Raw genomic sequence first — 24,228 nt, 5'->3', positions numbered from 1 at the left:
GACTTTATTTTTTTATAGGGAGATTATTATGAAAAAGTTTTAGGAGTTTAAGTTAAGGTCTTCTTAACTTATGGACTTAGTATACACTTCCTAGCTTAAAGTTTCCTTAAGTATTTTTAAAAATCAAATTTTTCCATTTCTCCTGCCAATTTTTCTTGGTTAGACGTGTTCGATAAAGTTCCATTCGGTCTTCATTCTCTAAAAAATGAGGAGTTGGACGAACTTGAAAATTCAAAATATCCTCCAAACCATAAGGTGCATAGAGTTCCAAAGCGGATTCTTCATTCAAGCGCAGTCCAAGCGCCGTACACCGTTCTGGATACTTACTCATAGCATCACGGGAACTGGTATAAGGAGCAGTATGAGGGCTGTGCTGGTGCATATAGACTTGATTTTTCAATTCCCACTGGTACTGAGGAAAGTCCTCTCTCAGCTTTTTCTCTAGGGACAAGGTTTCCTCATAAGAAATATCTGGATCAAAGAAAATTACATCTACATCTGTTTCACAGTCAAAAGGGGATTTGTCTGACAAGAGATTCCAGATAAAATTTCTGACAGAACCTGCTGCCAACCACGAGTCTTTCAGACCAAGGTTTCGGATAGTTTCTAGAATAGCCATCATATCCGAATTTTCTCTAAAAGCCTCTAGAATTTCTTGCTCATTTTTCACTGTATTCATAACCTAAATGCTCATATGCCTTAGCAGTCGCCACCCGTCCAGAACGTGTCCGCATGATAAAACCTTTTTGAATTAAGTAAGGCTCATACATGTCTTCCACCGTCTCGCGCTCCTCGGCAATATTGACAGAGAGAGTCCCTAATCCGACAGGGCCACCACCGTACATCTCAATCATGGTGCGAAGGATTTTTTGATCCACATAGTCCAAACCTTCATGGTCAACATCCAGCATGGTTAAAGCCTTATCGGTAATAACATCATCGATAACCCCATTCCCCATTATCTGGGCAAAATCGCGCACGCGCTTGAGGAGACGATTGGCAATACGAGGGGTCCCACGACTACGTAGTGCCAACTCAGATGCTGCCTCATGAGTGATTTCCATCTCAAAAATATCTGCCGTCCGCTCAACAATTTCCGTCAAGTCAGCATGGGCATAATACTCCATATGACCTGTAATCCCAAAACGTGCCCGTAGTGGATTTGAGAGCATACCAGCCCGAGTCGTCGCACCAATCAAGGTAAAAGGTGGCAACTCCAAATGAACACTGCGACTGCCTTCACCAGCCCCAATCATGATATCAATGTAAAAGTCCTCCATGGCACTATAAAGCACCTCTTCCACTGACATTGGCAAACGATGAATCTCGTCTATAAAGAGGACGTCCCCAGGTTCTAAGTCATTCAGAATCGCTACCAAATCACCTGCTTTTTCAATGACTGGACCCGAAGTCTGCTTGAGATTGACACCTAGTTCGTTGGCAATAACAAAAGCCATGGTCGTTTTTCCCAAGCCTGGAGGCCCAAATAAGAGCACATGATCCAGCGCTTCATCCCGCATTTTGGCAGCCTCGATAAAGATTTGGAGCTGATCCTTGACCTTGTCCTGCCCAATATATTCACGTAAGTACTGAGGACGGAGTGTGCGTTCTACTAACTCCTCATCCCCCATTATCTCATTATCTAAAATTCTACTCATGGCTCTATTATATCAAAAAACCAAGCCACAAACAAAAAAGCCACCCGATTGGGTGCCTCCCGAGTTTAGCACCTATGTGGTATAACATTCTACGGCACTGCTACACCGCCTACGAAAGGAGGTGAGATAGCCCATGATAGAACTAATCCTTAAAACTATCATCGGACCGATTGTGGTCGGTGTCATCCTTCGCTTAGACGATAAATAGCTAAACAAAAATAGATAGTGTCAAAAAAGACCCCGAGCTTAATGTGGAAGTTAGCTTGGGGTCTTTTCTAGTCCATGATATAGAACTAGTACTCAATTCCTTTTTATTATCCCATAGTTCACAAAATTTTTCAAAGGTTTATACCCTCATCTACTCAGCTTGTCATTTATAAGCAAAAATAGTGTTCATCATGCGTTTATCTGCCAACAAATAAAGAAGACATGCCACCAAGGTAATCAGCCACACGGCATATACAGAAACTGTTAAAATCGTGAATTCCTCCATGATGATTAGTAGTAAATTTGCCAGATAATATCTCCCAACAACCGTTGTTAAAGTAAACAAACCTGCAAATGACAATAAAAAGGCAAGTGGTAGGGCAAGAATAAGTTCCTTCCGATATTTTCCTAAGAAGAGGACAATAATGCCAGCAGACAGTGTATAAGCAAAAGCAATTACTCCATAACCAAATCCCCACGATAAAATTGTAAGACTAGAGAAAGCAAAATCACCATCCATTAGCTCTAGGATAAGCATAGCCAAAAAGGTAAATTCACTGACTAGTAGATTTATCAACAAAGTAAGCATAAACTTCGCTTGGAGTAATCGTTTCAAATCGATAGGAATCAGTCTGAGATTTGAAATCGTTTTAGACACTTGTTCTATTCTTATCGAATCCACTAAAATCATGCTCGCAAAAGGAAGGAGAAAATAGTAGTTCAAAAAGAAGAAACCATTTTCTACATACCAGCCATTCACACTACCGTACGAATGTCCTTGATAAATCTGATGACCAATCATAAACTCTAACAAAAAGAGCAGGATGGTTACAAAGGGAATCATATACAGTATCTTTCGCCTTCTTAGTTTAATCAATTCTAGCATCAACATTTATTCATCCACCTTTCTTAACCAAGATTTAATGGACAAGAAAGACACAACAAGTAAAGATAAACCTAGTACAATAATCGATAAGATAGCTGGCTGTTGAAGCACCACTCCTTCTCTGTTTCCTTCCCAGATTAAACTGTTAGCACTTGTTACTGGAATGATATTTGGACTCGTCCTTGCTAAAAAAAATGACACTAAAACATACATGACACCGACCAAATTTCCAACTATCTCCTTGCCTCTGACTTTTATCATGACCAAAGCAACTAAAGGAAATACTCCCATGGGAATTAAGACACCACTACTCATACAAAGATAGAAAAATCTTAATAATAAAGACAAACTGACTGTCGAAGAAAAGCGGGATAGTAATGCGAATAAGGAAACCGAAATATAGGTGAATAACATGATACACAGAGCATTGATTTCTATATACAAAATCTTAGCCCAGAATGTCTTCATTAGATTTGCTGAAGCGAGTTTCAAGTTGTTCATGATGCGATAGCGATATTCTACACCAAATGCCTGTATTGTATAGGAAACACAATACAAAGGGAGAATCAAAAAGTTTAAATAAGACAAAGAAAATTTATAGACAAAGGGAAAGGAGTCAAACAAGCCTCTCGCATCATTTACATAATAACAGATGAGAGCTAGGTAGAGGGAAACAACACCATATAAGACAAAATTCAGTTTTTGATGCCTTTGTTTGAGAAATTCAATCTTCACTAAATCAAGCAATTCCCTCACCTCCTGTTACCCGCTTAAAGTAATTCTCTAAACTTTCATTGTTTTTATAAGAATATTCTTTTAGAACTATTCCGTTGTCTTTTAAGGAGTTAGATACGACCGCAATGTCAAAAGTAGGTGATTCTCCCTGAAGTTCAAGTTCTATATCCGAAAGAATACTAATCTGTTCTTGCAGATTTATCCTGCAAAGCACTTCCTTAGCTTGAGAAGCATCCGAAACAATTAGGTGGATTTTTCTTTTCTCTGCACCATCTATCAAATCCTGCATAGTCTTTTCAGCCATAAGGTGGGCATCATGCAGTATCCCAACTCTATCTACAAGCTTTTCAAGTTCTGAAATAATGTGACTGGATATTAAAATCGAAATGCCATGATTGGTACTGAGTTCCTTTAGATAACGGCGCATTTCAAGGATACCAATAGGATCTAAACCATTTGTTGGTTCATCTAATATCAGAATTTTCGGCTGGTGCATAATAGCGTTAGCAATTGCCAACCGTTGCTTCATTCCTAGAGAATACTGTTTGAATAGTTTTTTATTTTCTCCATCTAATCCTACTACTTGTAAAGCTTGCTCTACTTGTTTTAGCGAAACTCCTCTCAATCTCGCAAAAATAGAAAGATTTTCAGGCCCCGTTAAATTAGGATAAAAAGAAGCACTGTCCAATACCACACCGATTTGAGATAGCAAGTCCTTAGAAAATTCACCTAACAGTTTTTCAGATAGAATATTCACTTCACCACTATCCATAGCTGTCAAGCCTAAAATAGCCTTGATAAAGGTTGTCTTTCCAGCTCCATTTCTTCCTAGTAAGCCATAAATTTCTCCCTGTTTTAGCGTAAAGTCTATCTTATCTAAGATAATTTTCCCATCATAGGATTTTGATAAATTAGATGTCTGTATTACTGGATTTCTCATTTTATTCTCCTCCTAATATCTATACACCCACATCAAAAGACATAATAGAGTAGTTCCTGTATAACTACTTATATGAGAAGGTAATAAGGTATAGCAAACTTACAGTACCCCCTTTAAGTCCTTCAATCTATGACACGATTCATTATATAAATGTTACTTCACAAACATTTAATAAATAAATCCTCCAGTCCAAGATTAACTACACTAATTGTTGAATCTTGTTGTATAACTCTCGAACCCAAAATATATTGTAGTTGATTTATAGCTTTTTAAAGCAAACGCTTACAAAATAATCCTGAAAAAAGATGATATAAAATGATTTTACGAAACTTTGCTAAAATACTCATATTAACCACCTTTTTCTTATCTTTACACTTGTAAGTGTACTACTTTAAATCTTCTTTGTCAATAAAAATATTCTTTTTTTCAGTTTATTTTCTATTTATTCTTTTGAGACTATTTTTGTGTCAGGAAGTTGAAAAATAGAGATTAAAAGTATATAATTAATCATAAATTTATTTAAAGAAGGTTTAAAGATGAGCATATTATCTGACAAACTAAAAGCAAAGAGAAAAGAAAAAGGCTTCTCACAAAAAACACTTTCCGAAGGAATTTGTGAGCAAAGCCAAATCAGCAAAATAGAGCGTGGCAACTATATGCCTGCTGCTGATTTACTCTATAAACTTGCAAATCGGCTTCAAGTTCCTTTAGAATATTTTTTCGATGAACAGATTGAAATGACTTCCAATATAACACCGTTTAAGAAATTAGCAGAAAAATTACTTGAAGATCGAAATTACGAGGATTTAGAATACCTCTTAAACTTAGAAAAAGAAAAGTCTCAGTATCTGTCTACTGAGGATGAATTTTATCTTCTATGGATTCAAGCGATTATCCTTTTCTACTTACATAGTTCCAAAGATGAAGCTATCGCCAGTCTAGAAAACGCTTTGCCAAAGCTTTCGATCAGCTCATCTGTGTATCTTAAACTTCTCAATACTTTATCTAATTTTTATTTTTCTGTAGGGCGTGATGCAGAATATGAAGAAAATAACTCACTTCTTATCAGTTTGTATCAGGAAAAAGATTTAAACCACCAAGAGTTTTTATTTGGTTATATTCGAGTTAAACATAATTTCGCCTATTATTTACACTCTAAAGGGAAGGAGTTAGAAGCTGTCCAAGAAGCCTTAGAAACCATTGACTTTTGTAAACAAAAAGAGACCAGCTATCAGCTGGCGCCTCTTTTAACTATCGTTGCGAACGCCGGAAAAGATTTTTTAAAGCACGATGAAATTCTTGACTATTATTTACAGGCTCGTGATATCTGTAAAATATACGAGCACAAGCTCTTGATGGCTAAGATTGACCATTTTTTGAAAGATAAGGATAGGTGACTTCGATCGTAATAAGTTATAATTACCAATTAGCTAGAAACATAAAAGTGGAGAGGAACTAATGTAGTTTTCTCCACTTTTGTTAATATCCCCTCTTCCACTTGTATCCTGCCCAGCATGCTAAAGCCAGTAAAACTAAATTAAAGATGATAAAGAAAGTCACAAAACCAAATAATCCATTCTGGGATAAATCTTCTACATAAAGGTTGGATTCAGTAAAGAACAGATAAATTCCATAACCCTCCACGAAAATAAGAAAACTGACAAAACCAATCATAAGTCTGAGAAAAAAGTCTTTAAAATCAAAAAACGCATAATATCAGTGTTGAAAACCTTGATACTATGCGTTTTATTGTGGAAAGATTTACTTCATTTTCTCCTGAAATTGAGTTTTTGCCCAATTTCTCTTTTATGGTATAATATTGTTCGGCACTTCTACACCGCCTGCTAGAGGAGGTGAATTAGCCCATGATGGATACAATACTTAAAACTATCATCGGACCAATTGTGGTCGGTGTCGTTCTTCGCTTAGTCGATAAATGGATAAACAAGAACAAATAGTGTCAAAAAGACCCCAAGCTTATTTGGACGTGAGCTTGGGGTCTTTTCTAGCCTATGATATAGACACAATACTTAATTCCCTTTTATTATCCCACAGTTGACAAAATTTGTCAAAACTTTACATTCTCAGCTTCTCAAGCTTTAACCGCTTTACAACAAGACTTTCAAGTTTAAGAGAAAGTTAGGGATTCTATCAATTTCATAGAAATTTTGATTTAGTAAACGAAGAGACAATCTTACATGTCACTCCTCATTTAATACGCCACTACTGGACAAGCAAAATCATTATTACAGCAGTTCCAGTCCTTCAATTAACAGTCACCTACAATCAAATTAAGGTTGAATTCACTTAAATAGCAACAGACCTATTTCTTAGTCATATTCGCTAAAAAGATTCCCGCCAATTCCCCGACCAAAATCAGAAAAATATCGAAAAATGATTTTTAGAATAGTCCCCAAAAGCCTGAAATAGAGCCAAAAAACTCCACCTGATTGGGTGGAGTTAAGGGAGATTATTATGAAAAAGAAAAGTTTAGGATTTTATTAAATAAAGTTAGGAGGTCTTTATTTAATAACTATATGATACAAGACGAAACTTAAAACTAGCTTAACTTTTCTCAAATTCTACCATTTTTAAAAAAATTTCTATCAGCATCACCTCACCCTACAAAAAAGCCACCTGATTGGGTGACTTCATTAGGAGATTATGATGAAAAAAGTTTTAGGATTTCATTAAATAAAGTTAGGAGGTCTTTATTTAATGACTATATAATACTAGACCAGCCTTAAACTTTGCTTAAGAAAAAACAAGTTTTGTTATTTTTTACGATTCACCCAAGTCATACCTATACAATTATAGGTGGATAAGATTTCAAAGCCCATAGAACGATAGAATTCCAAGGTTCTTTCTGTCTGTTCTGTCACCAGCTGGACTTGATAGGCATCTTTGTAATCCTCTAAAGCCTCTTTCATCAAAGCACTGCCTATCCCTTGAAGCTGATAGATAGGTAAAACGATTAAATCCTGAACCAGTATTGATGAGAATCCATCTCCAACCAAACGAATCAAGCCCACCACAGCATCGCCATCAAGCGCCACATAAATCACTAATGAATGAGATAAGGCCTGCTCCAGCATCTCTGGTTGATGGGTATAATTTGTCCAACCGACAGCCTGATAGAGATGCAAGACATCCTCTAGCTTGACAATTTCTTGCTTTTTAATAGTAATCATCTCAACACCTATTAAAGCTCTCTCAAGCTCTTGTACTGCTGTCCATTTTTATCAAAGTTTTCAGGAGTCAGCCATGCTATCAAACGAGATTTGACTTTGGGCCAGTCCTTATCAATCATAGACAACCAATCCGTATCCCTCGTACGCTCCTTATAAACCACTGCCTGACGGAAGGTTCCTTCATAAATAAATCCCAAACGCTCCGCAGCTCGTCTGGATGGCAGATTAAGAGAATCACATTTCCACTCATAGCGACGATAGTGGAGTTCTTCAAAAACATAGTGAGCGAGGAGATACTGGGCTTCAGTTCCTATCCGTGTTCCCCTGAGCTCTGGAGAAAAAGTGACCGCCCCCACTTCTATCACTCGGTTATTCTGATCAATGCGCATGAGAGAAAAAGTTCCCAAAGCCTTACCAGTTGACCTATCTATAATTGCATAGTAAAAACGGTCCTTACGAGCCAACATCTGATTTAAAAGGCTGACCAGTTCCTCCATGTCTGCTACTGGCTCCTGAAAGAGGTAAGTCCACATCTCCCGAGGCGTATCAGGGCCATAAACAGCTAATAAATCCTCCGCATGCTTTTCTATCGAGAGAGCCTCTATTCGAGCATAACGCCCTTCTAAGAAATCAATAGAAGGCAATTCGCCCGGTGTATAAACTTCCATTGACTCCCCAATCATCTGACCATATTCATTTACTGGCATTTTTCTTCTCCTTGTTTTACACTGAAAATACTATATCACAAATTGTTCTCTTTGGAAACTGGCACTGTCTTCAAACTTCATCCTCAACACTATATTAGTGACCCGTTTTCTGTCTTTTATCCTCTAAGGCTTGATTAATTCGTTGTGTGAGTTTGTGAGTTTGCCAGATTTGATACAACCATATCAATCCATAAATTAACAAGAAAAAGAACCAAAGCAGAGGGCTCCATAAAACTGAACCCCAGCCAAAAAATAGAGAGGTCAATACTAAGACAGTAGCTGTAACTAATAAATGAACTCCTACACGTATACTAAAAGCAAGAAACTCTAGCTTTTCAAGTATTAAAGTCAATACCCCCATAATTCCACCCATTAAAAACAGAGCTAGAATATTTTTTACCATTGGTGCAGGATAGGTAATGCTTGGATAACACTGAGCTAATAACATCATACTCAAATAAAAGAAGGAAGCCGTGCGCATTCCCGATACAAAATAATCAATTAATCGTTTCATGATTTTCTCCTATAAACCTAGATAATTCATTAGGGACTTAACGTATTTCCGGCTCACACTAGATTTGATGCCCCGAGTCATTTTAGCCATCATGTTCCCTGAAAAACTATCTGATAACGATTCTAAGTGATCAATGTTTATAATTGAATGACGTGATATCTGTATAAAGTTACGCCGATTAATCCGATTCTGAAAGTTTATCAATGTTTCCTTAGTTTTATAAATCCCGTCTACCGTATAAATGGTTAATAAATTCTTATCAATATCAGCTAGAATAATATCCTCAATCTTCACCATAACCAGATAATCATCCGCCCGAATAGGAATGGCCACCTGATTGGTTGTTGAAAATTGTTCTAAATACTCCATAACTTCCCTTGCTTGGTCAGTTAACTGAGCTGCCTGAATTACAATATGTGGGTCCTTTTCTGAAAACTCTGTCTTCATTTCAAAACGAATCTTCATTTTCTCTCCAATATACCTTTATTTTCTCTTGCTAAACACTTTAACAAATAAAAGCCAAAGAAAAATAGCGACAAGACTGATAATAACCACTATAAAGTATGTCTCTTCCTTTGTCAATAGTTCTTGCCAGTTGATTTGGATTCCCATTTTTTCTTGAAATTCCTTTAACAATCTGCTATTTCCTGTAAATGCGGTCTCTATTGGTTCTTTCATTAAAATTTGTCGATAGAGAGAAGCAATATAAGTTGCAGGGGTACACTTCATGATAATCTGTGCAAAATCAGGTAAAACTCCAATAGGGACATAAGTTCCTACTAAAAATCCAGAAGCAGTTCCCACTATAGTTGCCAGTTTGCCAAGACTATCTACAGATTGAAAACGATAAATCAAGAGAATATTTATCAAACTTGAAAGCAGACTACTTAACAACATAATCAAAGCAATTTCCGGTAAATGACTGATAACTGGACTTTCTTTAAAATAAAGCCCCATAACAGCAAACATAAACACCTGCATGATAAAAGAGATGGCAATACTACTGATTAGATAGGACATCTGTAAGCCCCAGATACCTAAATCTGTCAAGAAGAGATCTTGATCCACTTGACTTTCACGATCCTGTACCATTTGTGTAAGAGCCGTAAAACTGGTCGTAATCCCAGTCACAGCCAAGGTCCCACCCATCAGCCAGTTATTTAAAAGCTTTGTATTGTCAGGGAGTTGGGGCCAAGCATCCGTCAAGTTCTTCTGCAAAAAAATGATATAAAGTAGGAAGGAAATCAATGCTCCCAATAATGAGAAAAATACTCCTGAACGATTACGAAAATATAAGATAAAATTCCGTTTCAATAAAGCTAACATTAGCGAACCTCTCTTCCTGTAAGTGCAATAAAGGCATCATCCATGGTACCTGGACGAAACTCAAAAGAATCAATTTCTTCTCGAACTTTTGCCAAATATTCAATAGCTTCCTGTGACGTCCTTGGATAAAAAAGATATTCCAACTCATTTTCTTCCTTTACTGTCATTCCAGTATGTAGCAACTTTTCTAAATCCTTCATTTCTTTAAAACGGATTTTTAAAATATTAGATGCATACTGACTTTTAATAGCCGTCGCAGAACCTTTCGCAATCACTTTCCCATGATCAACGATATAGATCCGATCCGCTTCATCCGCTTCATCCAGATAATGAGTCGTTAAGATAATAGTCATCCCTTCATCCTTTTGTAGTCGAGACAGTAAATCCCAAATGGCTTTGCGAGTCTGAATATCTAGACCTGTCGTTGGTTCATCTAAGAAAAGAATATCTGGCTGTGAAAGAAGAGCACGCGCAATATCAACCCGACGTTTTTGCCCACCTGATAAAGTCCCATATAGTTGTTTCTGGAAAGCAGTCAAGCCCAGTTGATGGATCAAATCATCCACACGACTTGCTGCAATCTCCTTATACTGTTGAGCACGAATCGTGAGATTTTCCCTAACCGTCAACATCTCATCCAGTACACTAGCTTGAAAAACAACTCCGATTTTCGTATTTGGCGCATAGCGAATCTGACCTTGTGTCGGCTTTTTCAAACCGATTAACATGGAAATGGTGGTTGATTTTCCTGCACCATTGGGTCCCAAAATAGCATTGAAACTTCCTTTTTCAAACTCTAACTGAATATCATCGACAGCCATATGAGTACCGTACCGTTTAGTCAAATGTTTAGCTTGTAAAATCATATTTCTTCCCTCCTTTTATCTCACTAGTTTAACAAAAATAATGACAGAAAAATCGACTTTTGAGATAAGTGGTTAAAATGAAAGGTTAAGTGGTGAGATGATTAGGGTTAAGTTAAAGTAGAGAAGGCTACAGCCATTTTTCTCCTACCGAATTGCTAAATGAAGCTTAAAAACACTTACAAGAACACATTATATTTTTAAATATGCGCTATAAAAGAGATGTTTTACCGCATCTGGCCGAAAAATTCAAGAATCGGTAGTATTATTCTCGCCAAATCAAACAATAAAAAATTAACTAGAAATCATGACACACAATCCCTTCTATCAAAATGAAACTGCTGAATATGATATGATTGAATTTGAAGCAAGTAAGTATTGTCTTGAATTTGAAACTTCCATTAGCCAAATTTTTAACGACAAGTAAATCCATTAGGAAATAATCTATGAAAAGAATTTTCAATACAAGCAAAAAACAGCTCTTTTTATCCGAGAAGAACTGTTCTATTTTATGAAAGAGAAAGTCACTAGTAACTCTTGTACTTCTCTCTACGTTTTTACTGTTTGAGTTCAAATTTATCTTGTTTGAGCAATTACTTTTGTAGACTGGACTACCAACCAGAACTGTGTTTTTATCTTAGTTGGGACTATTATAGTACGGTTCAACACTGTCTACAAATTTTTCAGATGTATATCAAAAAAATTTATCGTAGTAAACCACGAGTCTACACTTTCTTTCATTAATAAGTGCCAATCTTTTCGATAACGATGATTCGGTTGATAAGCAACCGTCAACATATGCCCTGTTTCATGGTATTTTTTAAACAAAATGGATTCCCCTTTATAATGTGAAATGATATCATCTATCGCGGATGATGCATTCCATATTTCATCAACATCGCTTCCTAGTAATAATAAAGGGGAGGAAATTTTACTCAAATCAATCTGAGCCCTACTATCTTCAGGAATATGTTTTCCAAAAAACTTGTTTAACAAATAATCTCCTAACTGAAATTTTTGATAAGGAAGTTCCTTTTGTAAATATGTCCAAGAAGATGAATTAGAATTGAGTTTTCCCTTTATTCCCTCAAATATTACATTTGAGGGAGAATTGAGTACTAAACATTGCACATCATCCAAAATACTTTGTCCAGCCAGAACAAGCTCTGCTCCTTTAGAGCGACCATATATTCCTATTTTTGTATTATCAACTTGAGGATGATGGTATAGAAAATCTTTCGCTTCTTCCAGACATTCTATTGGAATTCGTTCTAAATTTTGGGGTAATCCCTCTAAACCAAAATAAGCTATTGCAAGACAAATATAGCCTCTTGAAGATAAAAGTTGGGCAATATTCTGAGCTTTTTCAATTCTTCCCTCACTACCGCTAACAATAATCACGGCTGGCGCCCTTCTTAATTTTTCATCATAAAATAATCGACCTTGAAAATGCTTATCATAAATATCTTGATACCTTATTCCCAGATTCATATAACGCCTTACAAAACTTTGCTTCGCGACCACATCTTTCCCCAGCCTGATTTTAATTTCAACACCAAAACAATCTCGTAATGGAATTCTATCAAGAGAACTCGGTAATCTCCTTTTCCTATTCTTCAACGGTTTCGCATTAAAGAATAATCCCATTTCTGAAACTCCTTTATAAGATCCCGAAATAGATGCTGTCTGAGAGGTATCAATCATACCGTCCTGATCAGATAAAAAAATTGCGGTTGATTTCCATATAACATCATGATCTAAAAGCAAGGGAGCATTTATACAGTAATAATCAGACAGGTACATTTCTACACAATACATTGCCCTTGGTTCTAAACCATTGATAGCAATATAAAAAGATTCATCCGCTAAATCTGTTTGTGAAATCAGTTCTATGTTTACAGTCATATCTTCTCCTTTTTGTTAATTCGCTTAACAATTATATTTGAAATTTACCGTGACTTTTACCACGGTAATTCTCTCCACACCTTTTCAATATCATCCATCAATTTCACAACTGTTTTAAGTTCCACCTCGCTATAGTTGTTTAAAACTGAAAAGATTGATTTTTCAATATATGCTTGTTGCTCCTTATGGATTTTAAAAATTTCGATGCCTTTTTCAGATAATCTCAAATATTTATTTTTCCCATTATTCGGATCAAAATCAAAAACAACTAAATTTTTTTGAATCAATCTCCTAACACTTTGAGTTATTGCACTTCTTGAAACTTCTAATAATTCAGATAATTTTACTAGATTTAAGGGCTGATTTTCCCCAATCACAACAATCAAATGTACCTCATTCAAAGTAATGGATTTGTCAACACCACTTTTATGTTGATTTTTTTTTAACTGGTCAAACGCTAAAATAAATCTATTGAAACGATTATTAAATGCAATAAATTCTTTTTTATCCATAATCTCTCTTTTCTTTGTTAATCATATTAACAAAACAGAAACTTCCTGTCAAATAAAAAATCCTCCAGATTCTACTCTGAAGGATTCCTATCTTATTTCACAACGATATTTACCAGCTTATTAGGTACACTAATCACTTTCACGATGTCCTTACCGTCAATTTCTGCTTTGACTTTTTCATCAGCGAGAGCAATTTCTTGTAATTCTTCGCGTGATAGATCTTTAGCAACCATGAGTTTGGCACGAACTTTTCCTTTGATTTGGACAACGATTTCGATTTCGTCTTCAACCAATTTGCTTTCGTCCCATGTTGGCCAAGCTACATAAGAGATAGATTCTCCTGTTGCTGCAACAGTTTGCCAGAGCTCTTCTGCCAAGTGAGGCGCAAATGGTGCAATCAATTGGATAAAGCCTTTGGCGTAGTCTGCATAAAGCTTGTCTTCCTTGTTAGCTGCATTGACAAAGACCATAAGTTGGGCAATGGCTGTGTTGAATTTGAGGGACTCGATTTGCTCAGTGACAGATTTGACTGTTTCGTTGTAGACCTTGTCAAGAGCGCCATTGTTTTCTGCAACGATTTCCTTGCTTGTAATCAAACGGTAAACACGGTCAAGGAATTTACGGCTTCCTTCCAGACCTTCTTCTGACCAAGCAATCGAAGCATCAAGTGGGCCCATGAACATTTCATAGACACGAAGGGTATCGGCACCGTATTGTTCCACCACGTCGTCTGGGTTAACAACGTTCTTGAGCGATTTAGACATCTTAGCTGGTGCTTGCTCCAACTCTTCCCCTGTTTCCACATGGAAGAAAGAACCGTCACGTTTTTCAACCTTATCGGTTGCCACAAGAGCCCCACGGTGGTCACGGTAGCTTGTTCCCAAAATCATTCCTTGGTTAAAGAGTTTTTGGAATGGTTCCTTAGTTGGAACAACACCGAGGTCATAGAGGAATTTGTGCCAGAAACGAGCGTAAAGCAAGTGAAGAACGGCATGCTCTGCACCACCCACGTAGATATCTACTGGCAACCATTGTTTGAGGAGCTCCTCATCGGCCAATTTCTCAGTATTGTGCGGGTCAATATAGCGGAGGTAGTACCAGCTTGAACCTGCCCATTGTGGCATTGTGTTGGTCTCGCGACGACCTTTGACACCATCTTCACGAGTCACTTCAAGCCAATCTGTCAAATTAGCTAGTGGACTTTCCCCAGTACCTGAAGGACGGATGTCCTTGGTTACAGGCAAGACAAGTGGCAATTCATTTTCAGGAACAGCTGTTGAAGTTCCGTCTTCCCAATGAATGATAGGAATTGGCTCACCCCAGTAACGTTGACGGCTAAAGAGCCAGTCACGGAGACGGTAGGTCACCTTCTCTTGACCACAGCCTTTTTCTTCCAACCAAGCCACAATCTTGGCAATAGCGTCTTCTTTGTTCAATCCATCTAGGAAGTCTGAATTGACATGAAGGCCATCTTCTGTGTAGGCAGCTTCTTCAACGTTTCCACCTTCAAGTACTTCGACGATTGGAAGGTCAAATTGTTTGGCAAATTCCCAGTCACGTTGGTCATGAGCAGGTACAGCCATGACCGCACCTGTTCCATAACTAGCAAGAACGTAATCCGCAATCCAGATTGGAATTTCTTTACCGTTAACAGGGTCTACAGCATAAGCACCAGTCCAAACACCAGTTTTTTCTTTGGCAAGGTCTGTACGAGCCAAGTCAGATTTGAGGCTAGCTTGGTGTTTATAGTCTGCTACTGCCTCTGCTTGCTCTGTGCTTGTGATGGCATCTACCAGTTCATGCTCAGGAGCCAAAACGGTAAAAGTCGCACCGAAAAGAGTGTCAGGACGAGTGGTAAAGACTGTGAATTCCTTGTCTGTTCCCTTAACCTTGAAGGTTACATTAGCACCAGTTGATTTCCCAATCCAGTTGCGTTGCATGTCCTTGATAGACTCTGGCCAATCCAACTCATCTAAGTCATTAAGCAAGCGCTCTGCATAGGCCGTGATTTTAAGCATCCATTGACGCATTGGTTTGCGGACAACTGGATAGCCTCCACGCTCAGAAGTTCCATCAGGAAGAACCTCTTCGTTGGCGATGGCAGTTCCCAATTCTTCAACCCAGTTTACTGGCACTTCCGCTTCATAGGCCAAGCCCTTTTCGTAAAGCTTAGTGAAAATCCACTGAGTCCACTTGTAATAGTTTGGATCTGTTGTATTGACTTCACGATACCAGTCATAAGAAAATCCAAGCGCGTTGATTTGACGTTTGAAGTTAGCAATGTTTTCCGCTGTAAATTCTGCTGGGTCATTACCTGTATCCATAGCGTATTGCTCTGCAGGCAAACCGAAGGCATCCCATCCCATTGGGTGAAGGACATTGTAACCTTGCGCACGTTTGTAACGGCTGAGGATATCGGTTGCAGTATAACCTTCTGGGTGTCCTACGTGCAGACCCGCTCCAGACGGATAAGGGAACATATCAAGAGCATAAAACTTCGGTTTTGATGCATCTGTTCCTGTCTTAAATGTATGATGTTCTGCCCAGTAGCCCTGCCACTTAGGCTCAATTTCTTTATGATTGTAAAAACTCATGGTCTCTCTCCAATTTTGTGATGTTACTATTATACCATTTTTGAGGGAATTTGAAAGACGAGAAATGTTCTTTTGGGCTTGGATGCCAAGAAAGACTGAATCGCAAATCCAGCTTATGTAGCAGTATAAAAAATTAGCCCTCATTTGGAGCTAACTTCTATCAATTATTTGTTTCTTGTATTTTCTTCCCCTAGCGTCTTTAACTCATATTTCTCGTTTTAGATTTCTTTAAGGTTTTTATTATATCCTGTAGAACTCTACATTTTAAAAACATTAACAATCTAGGTAGAGAAAACGTTCGTAAAAAAGGAGATTCTTATGAAAAAACTACTATTCTTTCTCTCTTGTGGTTGGATATTACTTACTTTATCAGGATGTTCTTCAGCTATAGGAGCGGAAACTAACACTGAAACAGATTCGAATAACACTTTGGTTATTTACTCACCTAACCCCGAAGACCTTATCGAAGAAACAATCCCAGCCTTCGAAGAAAAATATGGTATTAAGGTTGATTTAGTACAAGCCAGCACTGGTGAATTGTTCAAAAAAGCTGAGGCCGAAAAAGAATCCCCAGTAGCTGATGTCATTTTTGGAGGCTCCTACGCCCTCTTCTCTTCTAACGAAAATCTTTTTGAACCTTATATTTCCCAAGAAAACGACCAGATAATCCCTGAATATCAAAATAAAACAGGATTCTACACACCTTACACACTGGATGTCAGTGTTATCATTGCCAATTCAGCTCTTACAAAAGATATTAAAATCGAAGGCTACAATGATCTACTCAATCCTAAATTAAAAGGAAAAATCGCTACTGCTGATCCAAGTAATGCTTCTAGTGCCTTTGCTCAATTAACAAACATGCTTGTCGACCAAGGTGGATACGAAAATGAACAAGCTTGGACCTATGTGAAAAATCTATTTACCCTAGTAGATGGAAAGATTGCATCTAGTTCTTCAAATGTTTACAAAGCTGTCGCCGATGGAGAAATGGCTGTAGGACTTACCTATGAAGATCCTGCCTTAAAACTCTTAAACGATGGAGTTGATGTAAAAGTCATTTATCCAAAAGAAGGAACCGTCTTTTTACCTGGTAACGCAGCTATCGTCAAAAACGCCAAACATATGGAAAATGCTAAGAAGTTTATCGATTTCCTCCTTTCTCAAGAAATCCAAGATAAACTAGGAACTGAAACTACAATCAGACCCATTCGTAAAAATGCTAAAACCAATAAAAATATGAAGGCTATGACAGAAATCAATATTGCCACTGAAGATTCCGATTATGTCATTAAAAACAAATCCGCCATTCTTAAAAAGTACAATGACATTTTTACAGATATCCAATCTAAAAAATAAAATTTGACTTTCCAATGATTAACTGTCAAACCCTGCTATAAAATCAAAAAGATTACTTCCGTGTTGTAGAGAATTTTACTCTAATAGAATAGAATTATCGGTTTTAAAAACGCTTACATTATTTTAAAATAAACTTAAATAACACAACGGAGGTATCCATCATGAAAAAGAAATGGATGTATTATGCTGCTTGCGGACTAGCTCTTTTTGGTCTTGCTGCTTGTTCTTCTAATGAATCTGCCGATGGCGGTTCATCTGATAAAGGAGACGGCGGTTCGCTAGTCGTTTATTCACCAAACTCAGAGGGCTTAATCGGAGCAACTATTCCTGCCTTTGAAGAGAAATATGGTATCAAAGTAGAACTGATTCAAGCTGGTACTGGAGAACTTTTCAAAAAACTAGAGTCAGAAAAAGAAGCTCCTGTAGCTGATGTCATCTTTGGTGGTTCTTATACACAATATGCTACCCACGGAGAACTCTTTGAAAACTATACTTCAAAAGAAAATGATAATGTTATCAAAGAATATCAAAACACAACTGGCTACTCTACTCCTTATACACTAGATGGTAGTGTTTTAATCGTCAATCCTGATTTAACGAAAGGCATGAACATCGAAGGATATAGCGACCTTCTCAAACCTGAACTAAAAGGAAAAATTGCAACTGCTGACCCAGCAAACTCTTCTAGTGCCTTTGCTCAATTAACAAATATGCTACAAGCTCAAGGTGGTTACAAAGACGATAAAGCCTGGTCTTATGTAAAAGATCTCTTCACACTTATTGATGGTAAAATCGGTTCAAGCTCATCTGGTGTCTATAAAGCAGTCGCTGACGGAGAAATGGCTGTTGGTCTCTCTTATGAAGATCCAGCAGTTAAACTCTTAAATGACGGAGCTAATATCAAGGTAGTCTATCCAAAAGAAGGAACCGTCTTCCTACCTGCTAGTGCTGCTATCGTTAAAAAAGCGAAAAATATGGAAAATGCCAAGAAATTTATCGATTTTATTATCTCTCAAGAAGTACAAGATACACTTGGTACAACCACTACTAACCGTCCTGTTCGTAAAAATGCCAAAACAAGCGAAAACATGAAACCAATTGACAAAATCAAAACACTCACTGAAGATTATGATTATGTCATCAAGAATAAATCAGATATTGTTAAGAAATACAACGAAGTCTTTACAGATATCCAATCTAAACAGTAAAAGAGGTTCACTATGAGTGAGATCAAAATTATTAACGCCAAAAAAATCTACCACGATGTCCCTGTTATTGAGAATTTGAACATTACAATTCCAAAAGGAAGTCTCTTTACCCTTCTTGGGCCTTCAGGTTGTGGGAAAACGACTCTTCTTCGTATGATTGCAGGTTTCAACAGTATCGAAGGCGGAGAATTTTACTTCGATGATACAAAAATCAATAATATGGAACCCAGCAAACGCAATATCGGGATGGTTTTTCAAAACTACGCTATTTTCCCACATTTGACTGTTCGAGATAATGTTTCTTTTGGTCTCAAGCAAAAGAAAGTCCCTAAAGAAGAATTGGTCCAACAGACCAATAAGTATCTTGAACTCATGCAAATTGCTCAATATGCGGATCGAAAGCCCGATAAACTTAGTGGTGGACAACAACAACGTGTCGCCTTGGCACGCGCCTTAGCTGTTAATCCAAGTGTTCTCCTCATGGACGAGCCGCTCAGTAACCTAGATGCCAAACTTCGCTTGGATATGCGTCAAGCCATTCGAGAAATCCAACACGAAGTGGGAATTACAACCGTTTATGTGACCCACGACCAAGAAGAAGCTATGGCTATTTCAGATCAAATTGCTGTTATGAAAGACGGAGTCATCCAACAAATCGGTCGACCAAAAGAACTCTATCATAAACCAGCTAATGAGTTTGTAGCAACCTTTATCGGACGCACAAATATTATCCCTGCCAATCTCGAAAAACGGAGCGACGGCGCTTATATCGTCTTTTCAGATGGCTATGCTCTTCGAATGCCAGCTCTTGATCAGGCTGAGGAGCAAGCTATTCATGTAAGCATTCGTCCTGAAGAGTTTATCAAAGATGAATCTGGAGATATTGAAGGAACGATTAGCGATAGCGTCTATCTTGGACTAAATACGGAGTATTTCATCGAGACAGGATTTGCCTCAAAAATTCAAGTTAGCGAAGAATCAACTTTTGAAGAAGATCTACAAAAAGGCGATCGTATTCGTCTACGAATCAATACTCAAAAATTAAACGTCTTTTCTGCAGATGGTTCCCAAAACCTGATAAAAGGAGTCAACCATGGAACGTAAAAAACTAAATATTTGGACAGCCTCCTCTTTCTTCATCTTTCTTACTTATCTTGTCTTTCTCGTTTATCCTATCGTTACCGTGCTAAAGCAAGCACTCATACATGAAGGACAATTCTCACTAGCTAATTTTGTCACTTTCTTTAGTAAAGCCTACTACTCTGAGACACTCGTCAACAGTTTCAAGGTTTCTATTACCGCTACTGTCACTTCCTTAGTCGTAGGAACCTTATTAGCTTATCTCTTTTCCATGTATGATTTCAAGGGAAAGAAATTTCTACAAATATTGATTATCATTGCTTCCATGTCAGCTCCTTTCGTGGGAGCCTACTCCTGGATTCTCTTGCTGGGACGAAATGGGGTCATTACTAAATTCCTGACAAATACCCTTCATCTTCCAGCTATCGATATTTATGGATTCAAAGGAATTGTACTTGTCTTTACACTGCAACTATTCCCACTGGTATTTCTATACGTTGCTGGGACAATGAAAAGTATTGACAATTCTCTACTTGAAGCTGCTGAAAGCATGGGTTCCTTTGGATTTAAGCGTATCGTAACGGTTATTTTACCTCTCCTAGTTCCAACCTTACTAGCAGCTGCCCTGCTTGTATTTATGAGAGCATTCTCAGACTTTGGAACCCCTATGTTGATTGGTGAAGGATATCGGACTTTCCCGGTCTTGATTTATACCCAATTCATTAGCGAGGTTGGAGGAAATTCTGCTTTTGCATCTGCTTTAGCAATTATGGCGATTATCATTGCCTTAGCAATTTTCCTTATCCAAAAATACATTTCAAATCGCTACAGTTTCAGTATGAATTCGCTCCATCCAATTGAGCCTAAAAAAACTACAAAAGGAAAAATGGCTGCCATTTATGCGACAGTCTACGGAATTATCTTGTTCTCTGTTCTACCTCAAGTCTACTTGATTTATACTTCTTTCCTAAAAACATCAGGTATGGTATTTGTCAAAGGCTATTCTCTAAACAGTTACAAGGTAGCTTTCAATCGTATGGGATCTGCTATTTTCAATACTATTCGTATCCCTTTGATTGCCTTAGTTCTAGTTGTCCTATTCGCAACATTTATCTCCTACCTAGCCGTTAGAAAACGTAATTTGTTTACAAACTTAATTGACAGCCTCAGTATGGTCCCTTATATTGTACCAGGAACCGTTCTAGGGATTGCCTTCATTTCTTCCTTCAATACTGGCCTATTTGGAAGTGGATTTCTTATGATTACAGGGACAGCTTTCATCTTGATCATGTCCCTATCTGTCAGAAGATTGCCTTATACTATTCGCTCATCTGTTGCTAGCTTGCAACAAATAGCACCAAGTATTGAAGAAGCCGCTGAGAGCTTAGGAAGTAGTCGTCTCAATACCTTTGCCAAGATTACAACTCCAATGATGCTATCTGGTATTATTTCTGGAGCTATCCTATCTTGGGTTACAATGATTTCAGAACTTTCTACTTCTATCCTCCTCTACAATGTCAAAACAAGAACAATGACTGTAGCCATTTATACAGAGGTTCTCAGAGGGAATTACGGTGTAGCCGCAGCCTTGTCAACTATCCTGACTGTTCTAACAGTAGGTTCCTTGCTCTTGTTTATGAAAATCTCTAAAAGTAATAGCATTACACTTTAGTTTTCCCCATCAAAAACAGCCGAAAGGATTATCCTCGGCTGTTTTTTCTTATCTTGATATTTCTATCAAATCCCTATTTCATAGCAAGCAAGTCTAGACTGATTTAATAGAGGCTTCCTCCATCTTCTCACGTCCTAGTTCTCGGTAACTACGGTCGCCGACAACTTCTACGCTAAACTGGCCGTCCTCATATTCAAGTATCGTCACGCTACCATTATCTAGACCATGCGGATGCATACCATTAATTAGATAAACAATGGTTCCAATAGTCATTCCGTGGCTGACAACGAGGGCATTGCCCCCACCCTGCTCTTCCATTTCTTTGGCAATCGCTTCAAAGCCTTCCTTAATTCGGCCACTGAGTTTTTCCCAGCCTTCAGCCCAACCAGCTGTATCGACCTCTACCAAACCCTCAGCCAGTTCAGCATAAGACAATTGGTGAACGTGGTCCACATTAAAGATACGAGGAATAATGCCCATGAAAAGATCACCATCATAAGCTCCGTCAAAACTACCGAAACACCATTCTCTGATACGCTTGTCCATGCGATAAGGGATTTTTCCCTGCAAGCCAAGTTCGTCAAGGATGATTCCCATAGTCTGAATGGTACGACCAGAATCACTTGAATAAGCTCGCTCAAACTGCAGACCAGACTCTCGCAAACCGATTCCTAATTCTTGAATCCCTCGTTCACCTTCAGCTGTTAAGGGAGTATCGCTCCAACCTTGCGCGCGACCAATCGTGTTAAACATGGTCTTGCCATGACGTACCAAATACAATCGTACTTTTACCATTTTCCGTCCTCCGTTTGCTTCTATTATATCATGGATGATAAAACAAAAGCCACCCATACAGGCGACTTTTGCAGGAGATTATTATGAAAAAGTTTAGGAGTTCTATTAAATAAAGATATTAGATGAAAATCAAATTCAAACTAAATCAGTGTTATCTGTTTCAAATAATATTAGGAGGTCTTTATTTAATGATTATAGTATACACAGCAAACCTTAAATAGAACTTAAAATTTCTCCCATTTTCTTAATTTTTAAAACTATGAATTGGTGCTGGGATTTGTCCTCCACGAGAGATGAAATCAACAGACGAAGCTCCATTGACCTTCATAACAGGTGCAGTACCTAATAGGCCACCAAACTCAATCATATCGCCTTCTTTTCCTTTTGGAATAATACGAACAGCTGTTGTTTTCATGTTAATGACACCAATTGCAGCCTCATCCGCAATCATAGCCGCAATGGTTTCAGCAGGTGTATCCTCCGGAATGGCAATCATATCCAAACCAACGGAACAGATAGCCGTCATAGCTTCTAGTTTTTCCAAATTAAGAGAGCCATTTTGCACTGCAGCAATCATCCCCTCATCCTCGGAAACAGGGATAAAGGCACCAGACAAACCACCAACTTGGTTGCAGGCCATAACTCCGCCCTTCTTAACTTGGTCATTCAAGAGAGCCAAGGCAGCCGTCGTTCCATGCGTACCAACTGTCTCTAGCCCCATTTCCTCAAGGACACGTGCAACAGAATCTCCAACCGCAGGAGTTGGCGCCAAACTCAAGTCCACAATACCAAACTCCACACCCAGTCTCTCACTGGCCATCTGACCAACCAATTGACCGATACGAGTAATCTTGAAGGCAGTCTTCTTGACCGTTTCGGCTACTACATCAAAGCTCTCTCCACGAACTTTTTCCAAGGCACGCTTCACCACACCAGGACCAGAAACTCCGACATTGATGATAACATCTGCCTCCCCAACACCATGGAAGGCACCCGCCATAAATGGATTGTCCTCAACAGCATTAGCGAATACAACCAACTTAGCTGCCCCCATATCAGATAGAGTTGCCGTTTCCTTGATAATTCGTCCCATATCTGCCACAGCCGTCATATTGATACCAGACTTGGTTGAGCCGATATTGACTGACGAGCAGACCTTGTCCGTTTCAGCCAAAGCACGAGGAATAGAATTGATGAGAATCTCATCTCCCTTTTGATAACCTTTTTGTACCAAGGCAGAGAAACCACCAATAAAATCCACACCGATTTCTTTCGCAGCCTTATCAAGCGCTTTTGCCAGAACCACGTAGTCCGTCGCATCTGTCGCTGCCCCTATCAGAGAAATAGGAGTCACCGATACACGCTTATTAACGATTGGAATCCCCAACTCAGCCGCAATTTCATCGCCAACAGCCACTAAATTAGCTGCCTTGGTCGTAATCTTTTGATAAATTTTCTCCGCAGCACGATTGATATCTGGATCGATACAGTCCAAAAGGGAAATCCCCATGGTAATAGTTCTGATATCGAAGTTTTGCTCCTCAATCATGGCGATGGTCTCAGTAACTTGTCTAATATCCATGATAACCTCCTAGATATTATACATAGCTTCGAAAATCGCTGCACTCTGAATATTGATTTTCACATTCAAAGTTTGCCCAAAAGCTTCAAATTCATTACGAAGATAAGTGAAATCTTGTTTTTCATCACTAGAGACGACAGCCATCATCGTGAAATATTCATCCAAGACAGTTTGAGAGATATCATCAATATTCAAACCCAATTCTGCAATTTTACCAGAAACACCTGCAACAATTCCAGATTTATCTTTACCAACAACAGTTATAATCGCTTTCATAAGCAAACTCCAATTCTTCTTTTAATAGGAAACCTGAACATTAAACAGGATTCTTTTCAAATAGTATAGCATAATTCTAACTAAAATACTCAGGCTCTATAATATTTGTAGTGGGTAAATCCCCTATAGATATTATGGAGCCTATTTTTGTGTAGAAAAAAAGTCCCATATGACCTATAATGAAAAGCGACGAAACAACTCATTAGAAAGAATCATAT

25 protein-coding genes are annotated in these 24,228 nt (G+C 38.1%); 7 read left to right on the top strand and 18 right to left on the bottom strand.

The window, feature by feature from the left end:
* Positions 1–106: 106 nt before the first annotated feature.
* Positions 107–679 carry a nucleotidyltransferase family protein gene (locus QM956_RS06995; protein ID WP_414302374.1) on the bottom strand — a complete coding sequence of 191 codons (573 nt, stop codon included), beginning with the start codon at positions 677–679 and terminating at the stop codon, positions 107–109.
* Positions 660–1,658, bottom strand: a complete 999-nt coding sequence (gene ruvB / locus QM956_RS06990) for a Holliday junction branch migration DNA helicase RuvB (protein WP_020901860.1) — start codon at positions 1,656–1,658, stop codon at positions 660–662. The genes QM956_RS06995 and ruvB overlap by 20 nt, the downstream gene beginning before the upstream one ends.
* Before the next feature lie 133 nt (positions 1,659–1,791).
* Here ruvB and QM956_RS06985 point away from each other — a divergent pair, with 133 nt between their 5' ends.
* Entirely contained in the window at positions 1,792–1,866 is a 75-nt protein-coding gene (locus tag QM956_RS06985) for a type I toxin-antitoxin system Fst family toxin (RefSeq protein ID WP_084888304.1), read from the top strand.
* Between the two features lie 162 nt (positions 1,867–2,028).
* Here the strand turns inward: QM956_RS06985 and QM956_RS06980 are convergent, their stop codons facing one another.
* The 3 genes from QM956_RS06980 to QM956_RS06970 are packed head-to-tail and all read right to left on the bottom strand — an operon-like array spanning position 2,029 to position 4,426.
* Positions 2,029–2,751 carry an ABC transporter permease gene (locus QM956_RS06980; protein ID WP_228112209.1) on the bottom strand — a complete coding sequence of 241 codons (723 nt, stop codon included), beginning with the start codon at positions 2,749–2,751 and terminating at the stop codon, positions 2,029–2,031.
* A gap of 6 nt (positions 2,752–2,757) precedes the next feature.
* Positions 2,758–3,486, bottom strand: a complete 729-nt coding sequence (locus QM956_RS06975) for an ABC transporter permease (RefSeq protein ID WP_414302373.1) — start codon at positions 3,484–3,486, stop codon at positions 2,758–2,760.
* Between the two features lie 4 nt (positions 3,487–3,490).
* On the bottom strand, positions 3,491–4,426 hold the full coding sequence (locus tag QM956_RS06970) for an ABC transporter ATP-binding protein (RefSeq protein ID WP_125454379.1): 936 nt from the start codon (positions 4,424–4,426) through the stop codon (positions 3,491–3,493).
* A gap of 536 nt (positions 4,427–4,962) precedes the next feature.
* On the opposite strand from QM956_RS06970, the gene QM956_RS06965 reads away from it, so the two are divergent.
* Positions 4,963–5,823: a helix-turn-helix domain-containing protein gene (locus QM956_RS06965; RefSeq protein ID WP_084888245.1), complete on the top strand. Its 861-nt coding sequence runs from the start codon at positions 4,963–4,965 to the stop codon at positions 5,821–5,823.
* Positions 5,824–5,905: 82 nt separating this feature from the next.
* Here the strand turns inward: QM956_RS06965 and QM956_RS06960 are convergent, their stop codons facing one another.
* Positions 5,906–6,100, bottom strand: coding sequence for a DUF5966 family protein (locus tag QM956_RS06960; protein WP_150922741.1), 195 nt, complete (start codon positions 6,098–6,100; stop codon positions 5,906–5,908).
* Positions 6,101–6,291: 191 nt separating this feature from the next.
* Here QM956_RS06960 and QM956_RS06955 point away from each other — a divergent pair, with 191 nt between their 5' ends.
* Positions 6,292–6,384: a type I toxin-antitoxin system Fst family toxin gene (locus QM956_RS06955; RefSeq protein ID WP_084888247.1), complete on the top strand. Its 93-nt coding sequence runs from the start codon at positions 6,292–6,294 to the stop codon at positions 6,382–6,384.
* A gap of 816 nt (positions 6,385–7,200) precedes the next feature.
* On the opposite strand, the gene QM956_RS06950 is transcribed toward QM956_RS06955, so the two are convergent.
* From QM956_RS06950 to leuS, 9 genes are all read right to left on the bottom strand, one after another.
* Positions 7,201–7,617, bottom strand: coding sequence for a GNAT family N-acetyltransferase (locus QM956_RS06950; RefSeq protein ID WP_414302372.1), 417 nt, complete (start codon positions 7,615–7,617; stop codon positions 7,201–7,203).
* Between the two features lie 11 nt (positions 7,618–7,628).
* Positions 7,629–8,324, bottom strand: a complete 696-nt coding sequence (locus tag QM956_RS06945; protein ID WP_265480612.1) for a GNAT family N-acetyltransferase — start codon at positions 8,322–8,324, stop codon at positions 7,629–7,631.
* Positions 8,325–8,418: 94 nt separating this feature from the next.
* Positions 8,419–8,838: a DUF3021 domain-containing protein gene (locus QM956_RS06940; protein ID WP_084930188.1), complete on the bottom strand. Its 420-nt coding sequence runs from the start codon at positions 8,836–8,838 to the stop codon at positions 8,419–8,421.
* 9 nt (positions 8,839–8,847) lie between these two features.
* Positions 8,848–9,303 (bottom strand): LytTR family DNA-binding domain-containing protein, encoded by a 456-nt coding sequence (locus QM956_RS06935; RefSeq protein ID WP_049543950.1) that lies wholly within the window; start codon positions 9,301–9,303, stop codon positions 8,848–8,850.
* Positions 9,304–9,321: 18 nt separating this feature from the next.
* On the bottom strand, positions 9,322–10,164 hold the full coding sequence (locus QM956_RS06930; RefSeq protein WP_414302371.1) for an ABC transporter permease: 843 nt from the start codon (positions 10,162–10,164) through the stop codon (positions 9,322–9,324).
* A complete protein-coding gene (locus tag QM956_RS06925) occupies positions 10,164–11,030 on the bottom strand; it encodes an ABC transporter ATP-binding protein (RefSeq protein WP_414302370.1) in 867 nt (288 codons plus the stop codon). Before QM956_RS06925 ends, QM956_RS06930 begins: the two co-directional genes overlap by 1 nt.
* A gap of 669 nt (positions 11,031–11,699) precedes the next feature.
* Positions 11,700–12,932, bottom strand: a complete 1,233-nt coding sequence (locus QM956_RS06920; RefSeq protein ID WP_045612351.1) for an acyl-CoA thioesterase/BAAT N-terminal domain-containing protein — start codon at positions 12,930–12,932, stop codon at positions 11,700–11,702.
* 56 nt (positions 12,933–12,988) lie between these two features.
* Complete coding sequence (locus QM956_RS06915; RefSeq protein ID WP_084926332.1) at positions 12,989–13,444, bottom strand: MarR family winged helix-turn-helix transcriptional regulator; 456 nt, start codon at positions 13,442–13,444, stop codon at positions 12,989–12,991.
* A gap of 92 nt (positions 13,445–13,536) precedes the next feature.
* Positions 13,537–16,038, bottom strand: coding sequence for a leucine--tRNA ligase (gene leuS / locus QM956_RS06910; RefSeq protein WP_414302369.1), 2,502 nt, complete (start codon positions 16,036–16,038; stop codon positions 13,537–13,539).
* A 318-nt stretch (positions 16,039–16,356) separates the two neighbouring features.
* Here leuS and QM956_RS06905 point away from each other — a divergent pair, with 318 nt between their 5' ends.
* The 4 genes from QM956_RS06905 to QM956_RS06890 all read left to right on the top strand — a co-directional run bounded on the left by QM956_RS06905 (position 16,357) and on the right by QM956_RS06890 (position 21,357).
* Positions 16,357–17,397 carry an ABC transporter substrate-binding protein gene (locus QM956_RS06905; RefSeq protein ID WP_414302368.1) on the top strand — a complete coding sequence of 347 codons (1,041 nt, stop codon included), beginning with the start codon at positions 16,357–16,359 and terminating at the stop codon, positions 17,395–17,397.
* Positions 17,398–17,558: 161 nt separating this feature from the next.
* Complete coding sequence (locus tag QM956_RS06900) at positions 17,559–18,605, top strand: ABC transporter substrate-binding protein (protein WP_000731166.1); 1,047 nt, start codon at positions 17,559–17,561, stop codon at positions 18,603–18,605.
* A gap of 12 nt (positions 18,606–18,617) precedes the next feature.
* Entirely contained in the window at positions 18,618–19,709 is a 1,092-nt protein-coding gene (locus QM956_RS06895) for an ABC transporter ATP-binding protein (protein WP_414302367.1), read from the top strand.
* Complete coding sequence (locus QM956_RS06890; protein WP_045597598.1) at positions 19,699–21,357, top strand: ABC transporter permease; 1,659 nt, start codon at positions 19,699–19,701, stop codon at positions 21,355–21,357. The genes QM956_RS06895 and QM956_RS06890 overlap by 11 nt, the downstream gene beginning before the upstream one ends.
* Positions 21,358–21,450: 93 nt before the next feature.
* Here QM956_RS06890 and QM956_RS06885 read toward each other — a convergent pair whose 3' ends face one another.
* From QM956_RS06885 to QM956_RS06875, 3 genes are all read right to left on the bottom strand, one after another.
* Positions 21,451–22,152, bottom strand: coding sequence for a histidine phosphatase family protein (locus tag QM956_RS06885; protein ID WP_084888270.1), 702 nt, complete (start codon positions 22,150–22,152; stop codon positions 21,451–21,453).
* Between the two features lie 244 nt (positions 22,153–22,396).
* Positions 22,397–23,734 carry a PFL family protein gene (locus QM956_RS06880; protein ID WP_084954314.1) on the bottom strand — a complete coding sequence of 446 codons (1,338 nt, stop codon included), beginning with the start codon at positions 23,732–23,734 and terminating at the stop codon, positions 22,397–22,399.
* A gap of 9 nt (positions 23,735–23,743) precedes the next feature.
* Positions 23,744–24,010, bottom strand: coding sequence for an ACT domain-containing protein (locus tag QM956_RS06875; RefSeq protein WP_000644124.1), 267 nt, complete (start codon positions 24,008–24,010; stop codon positions 23,744–23,746).
* Positions 24,011–24,228 lie beyond the last annotated feature (218 nt).

It is taken from the genome of Streptococcus mitis (assembly GCF_047460035.1).
Classification (GTDB): Bacteria; Bacillota; Bacilli; order Lactobacillales; family Streptococcaceae; genus Streptococcus; species Streptococcus mitis_DW.
Note: the sequence above shows the minus strand (reverse complement) of the source record. Positions and strands in the feature narration are given on the sequence as shown.

What these genes read in the sequence shown, in the direction of transcription:
- leuS (WP_414302369.1), bottom strand. Translation starts at nt 16,038, where the DNA reads ATGAGTTTTTACAATCATAAAGAAATTGAGCCTAAGTGGCAGGGCTAC.
- QM956_RS06955 (WP_084888247.1), top strand. Translation starts at nt 6,292, where the DNA reads ATGATGGATACAATACTTAAAACTATCATCGGACCAATTGTGGTCGGT.
- QM956_RS06890 (WP_045597598.1), top strand. Translation starts at nt 19,699, where the DNA reads ATGGAACGTAAAAAACTAAATATTTGGACAGCCTCCTCTTTCTTCATC.
- QM956_RS06995 (WP_414302374.1), bottom strand. Translation starts at nt 679, where the DNA reads ATGAATACAGTGAAAAATGAGCAAGAAATTCTAGAGGCTTTTAGAGAA.
- QM956_RS06900 (WP_000731166.1), top strand. Translation starts at nt 17,559, where the DNA reads ATGAAAAAGAAATGGATGTATTATGCTGCTTGCGGACTAGCTCTTTTT.
- QM956_RS06920 (WP_045612351.1), bottom strand. Translation starts at nt 12,932, where the DNA reads ATGACTGTAAACATAGAACTGATTTCACAAACAGATTTAGCGGATGAA.
- QM956_RS06930 (WP_414302371.1), bottom strand. Translation starts at nt 10,164, where the DNA reads ATGTTAGCTTTATTGAAACGGAATTTTATCTTATATTTTCGTAATCGT.
- QM956_RS06895 (WP_414302367.1), top strand. Translation starts at nt 18,618, where the DNA reads ATGAGTGAGATCAAAATTATTAACGCCAAAAAAATCTACCACGATGTC.
- QM956_RS06915 (WP_084926332.1), bottom strand. Translation starts at nt 13,444, where the DNA reads ATGGATAAAAAAGAATTTATTGCATTTAATAATCGTTTCAATAGATTT.
- QM956_RS06935 (WP_049543950.1), bottom strand. Translation starts at nt 9,303, where the DNA reads ATGAAGATTCGTTTTGAAATGAAGACAGAGTTTTCAGAAAAGGACCCA.
- QM956_RS06970 (WP_125454379.1), bottom strand. Translation starts at nt 4,426, where the DNA reads ATGAGAAATCCAGTAATACAGACATCTAATTTATCAAAATCCTATGAT.
- QM956_RS06950 (WP_414302372.1), bottom strand. Translation starts at nt 7,617, where the DNA reads ATGATTACTATTAAAAAGCAAGAAATTGTCAAGCTAGAGGATGTCTTG.
- QM956_RS06945 (WP_265480612.1), bottom strand. Translation starts at nt 8,324, where the DNA reads ATGCCAGTAAATGAATATGGTCAGATGATTGGGGAGTCAATGGAAGTT.
- QM956_RS06965 (WP_084888245.1), top strand. Translation starts at nt 4,963, where the DNA reads ATGAGCATATTATCTGACAAACTAAAAGCAAAGAGAAAAGAAAAAGGC.
- QM956_RS06960 (WP_150922741.1), bottom strand. Translation starts at nt 6,100, where the DNA reads ATGATTGGTTTTGTCAGTTTTCTTATTTTCGTGGAGGGTTATGGAATT.
- QM956_RS06875 (WP_000644124.1), bottom strand. Translation starts at nt 24,010, where the DNA reads ATGAAAGCGATTATAACTGTTGTTGGTAAAGATAAATCTGGAATTGTT.
- QM956_RS06980 (WP_228112209.1), bottom strand. Translation starts at nt 2,751, where the DNA reads ATGCTAGAATTGATTAAACTAAGAAGGCGAAAGATACTGTATATGATT.
- QM956_RS06925 (WP_414302370.1), bottom strand. Translation starts at nt 11,030, where the DNA reads ATGATTTTACAAGCTAAACATTTGACTAAACGGTACGGTACTCATATG.
- QM956_RS06940 (WP_084930188.1), bottom strand. Translation starts at nt 8,838, where the DNA reads ATGAAACGATTAATTGATTATTTTGTATCGGGAATGCGCACGGCTTCC.
- QM956_RS06885 (WP_084888270.1), bottom strand. Translation starts at nt 22,152, where the DNA reads ATGGTAAAAGTACGATTGTATTTGGTACGTCATGGCAAGACCATGTTT.
- QM956_RS06905 (WP_414302368.1), top strand. Translation starts at nt 16,357, where the DNA reads ATGAAAAAACTACTATTCTTTCTCTCTTGTGGTTGGATATTACTTACT.
- ruvB (WP_020901860.1), bottom strand. Translation starts at nt 1,658, where the DNA reads ATGAGTAGAATTTTAGATAATGAGATAATGGGGGATGAGGAGTTAGTA.
- QM956_RS06880 (WP_084954314.1), bottom strand. Translation starts at nt 23,734, where the DNA reads ATGGATATTAGACAAGTTACTGAGACCATCGCCATGATTGAGGAGCAA.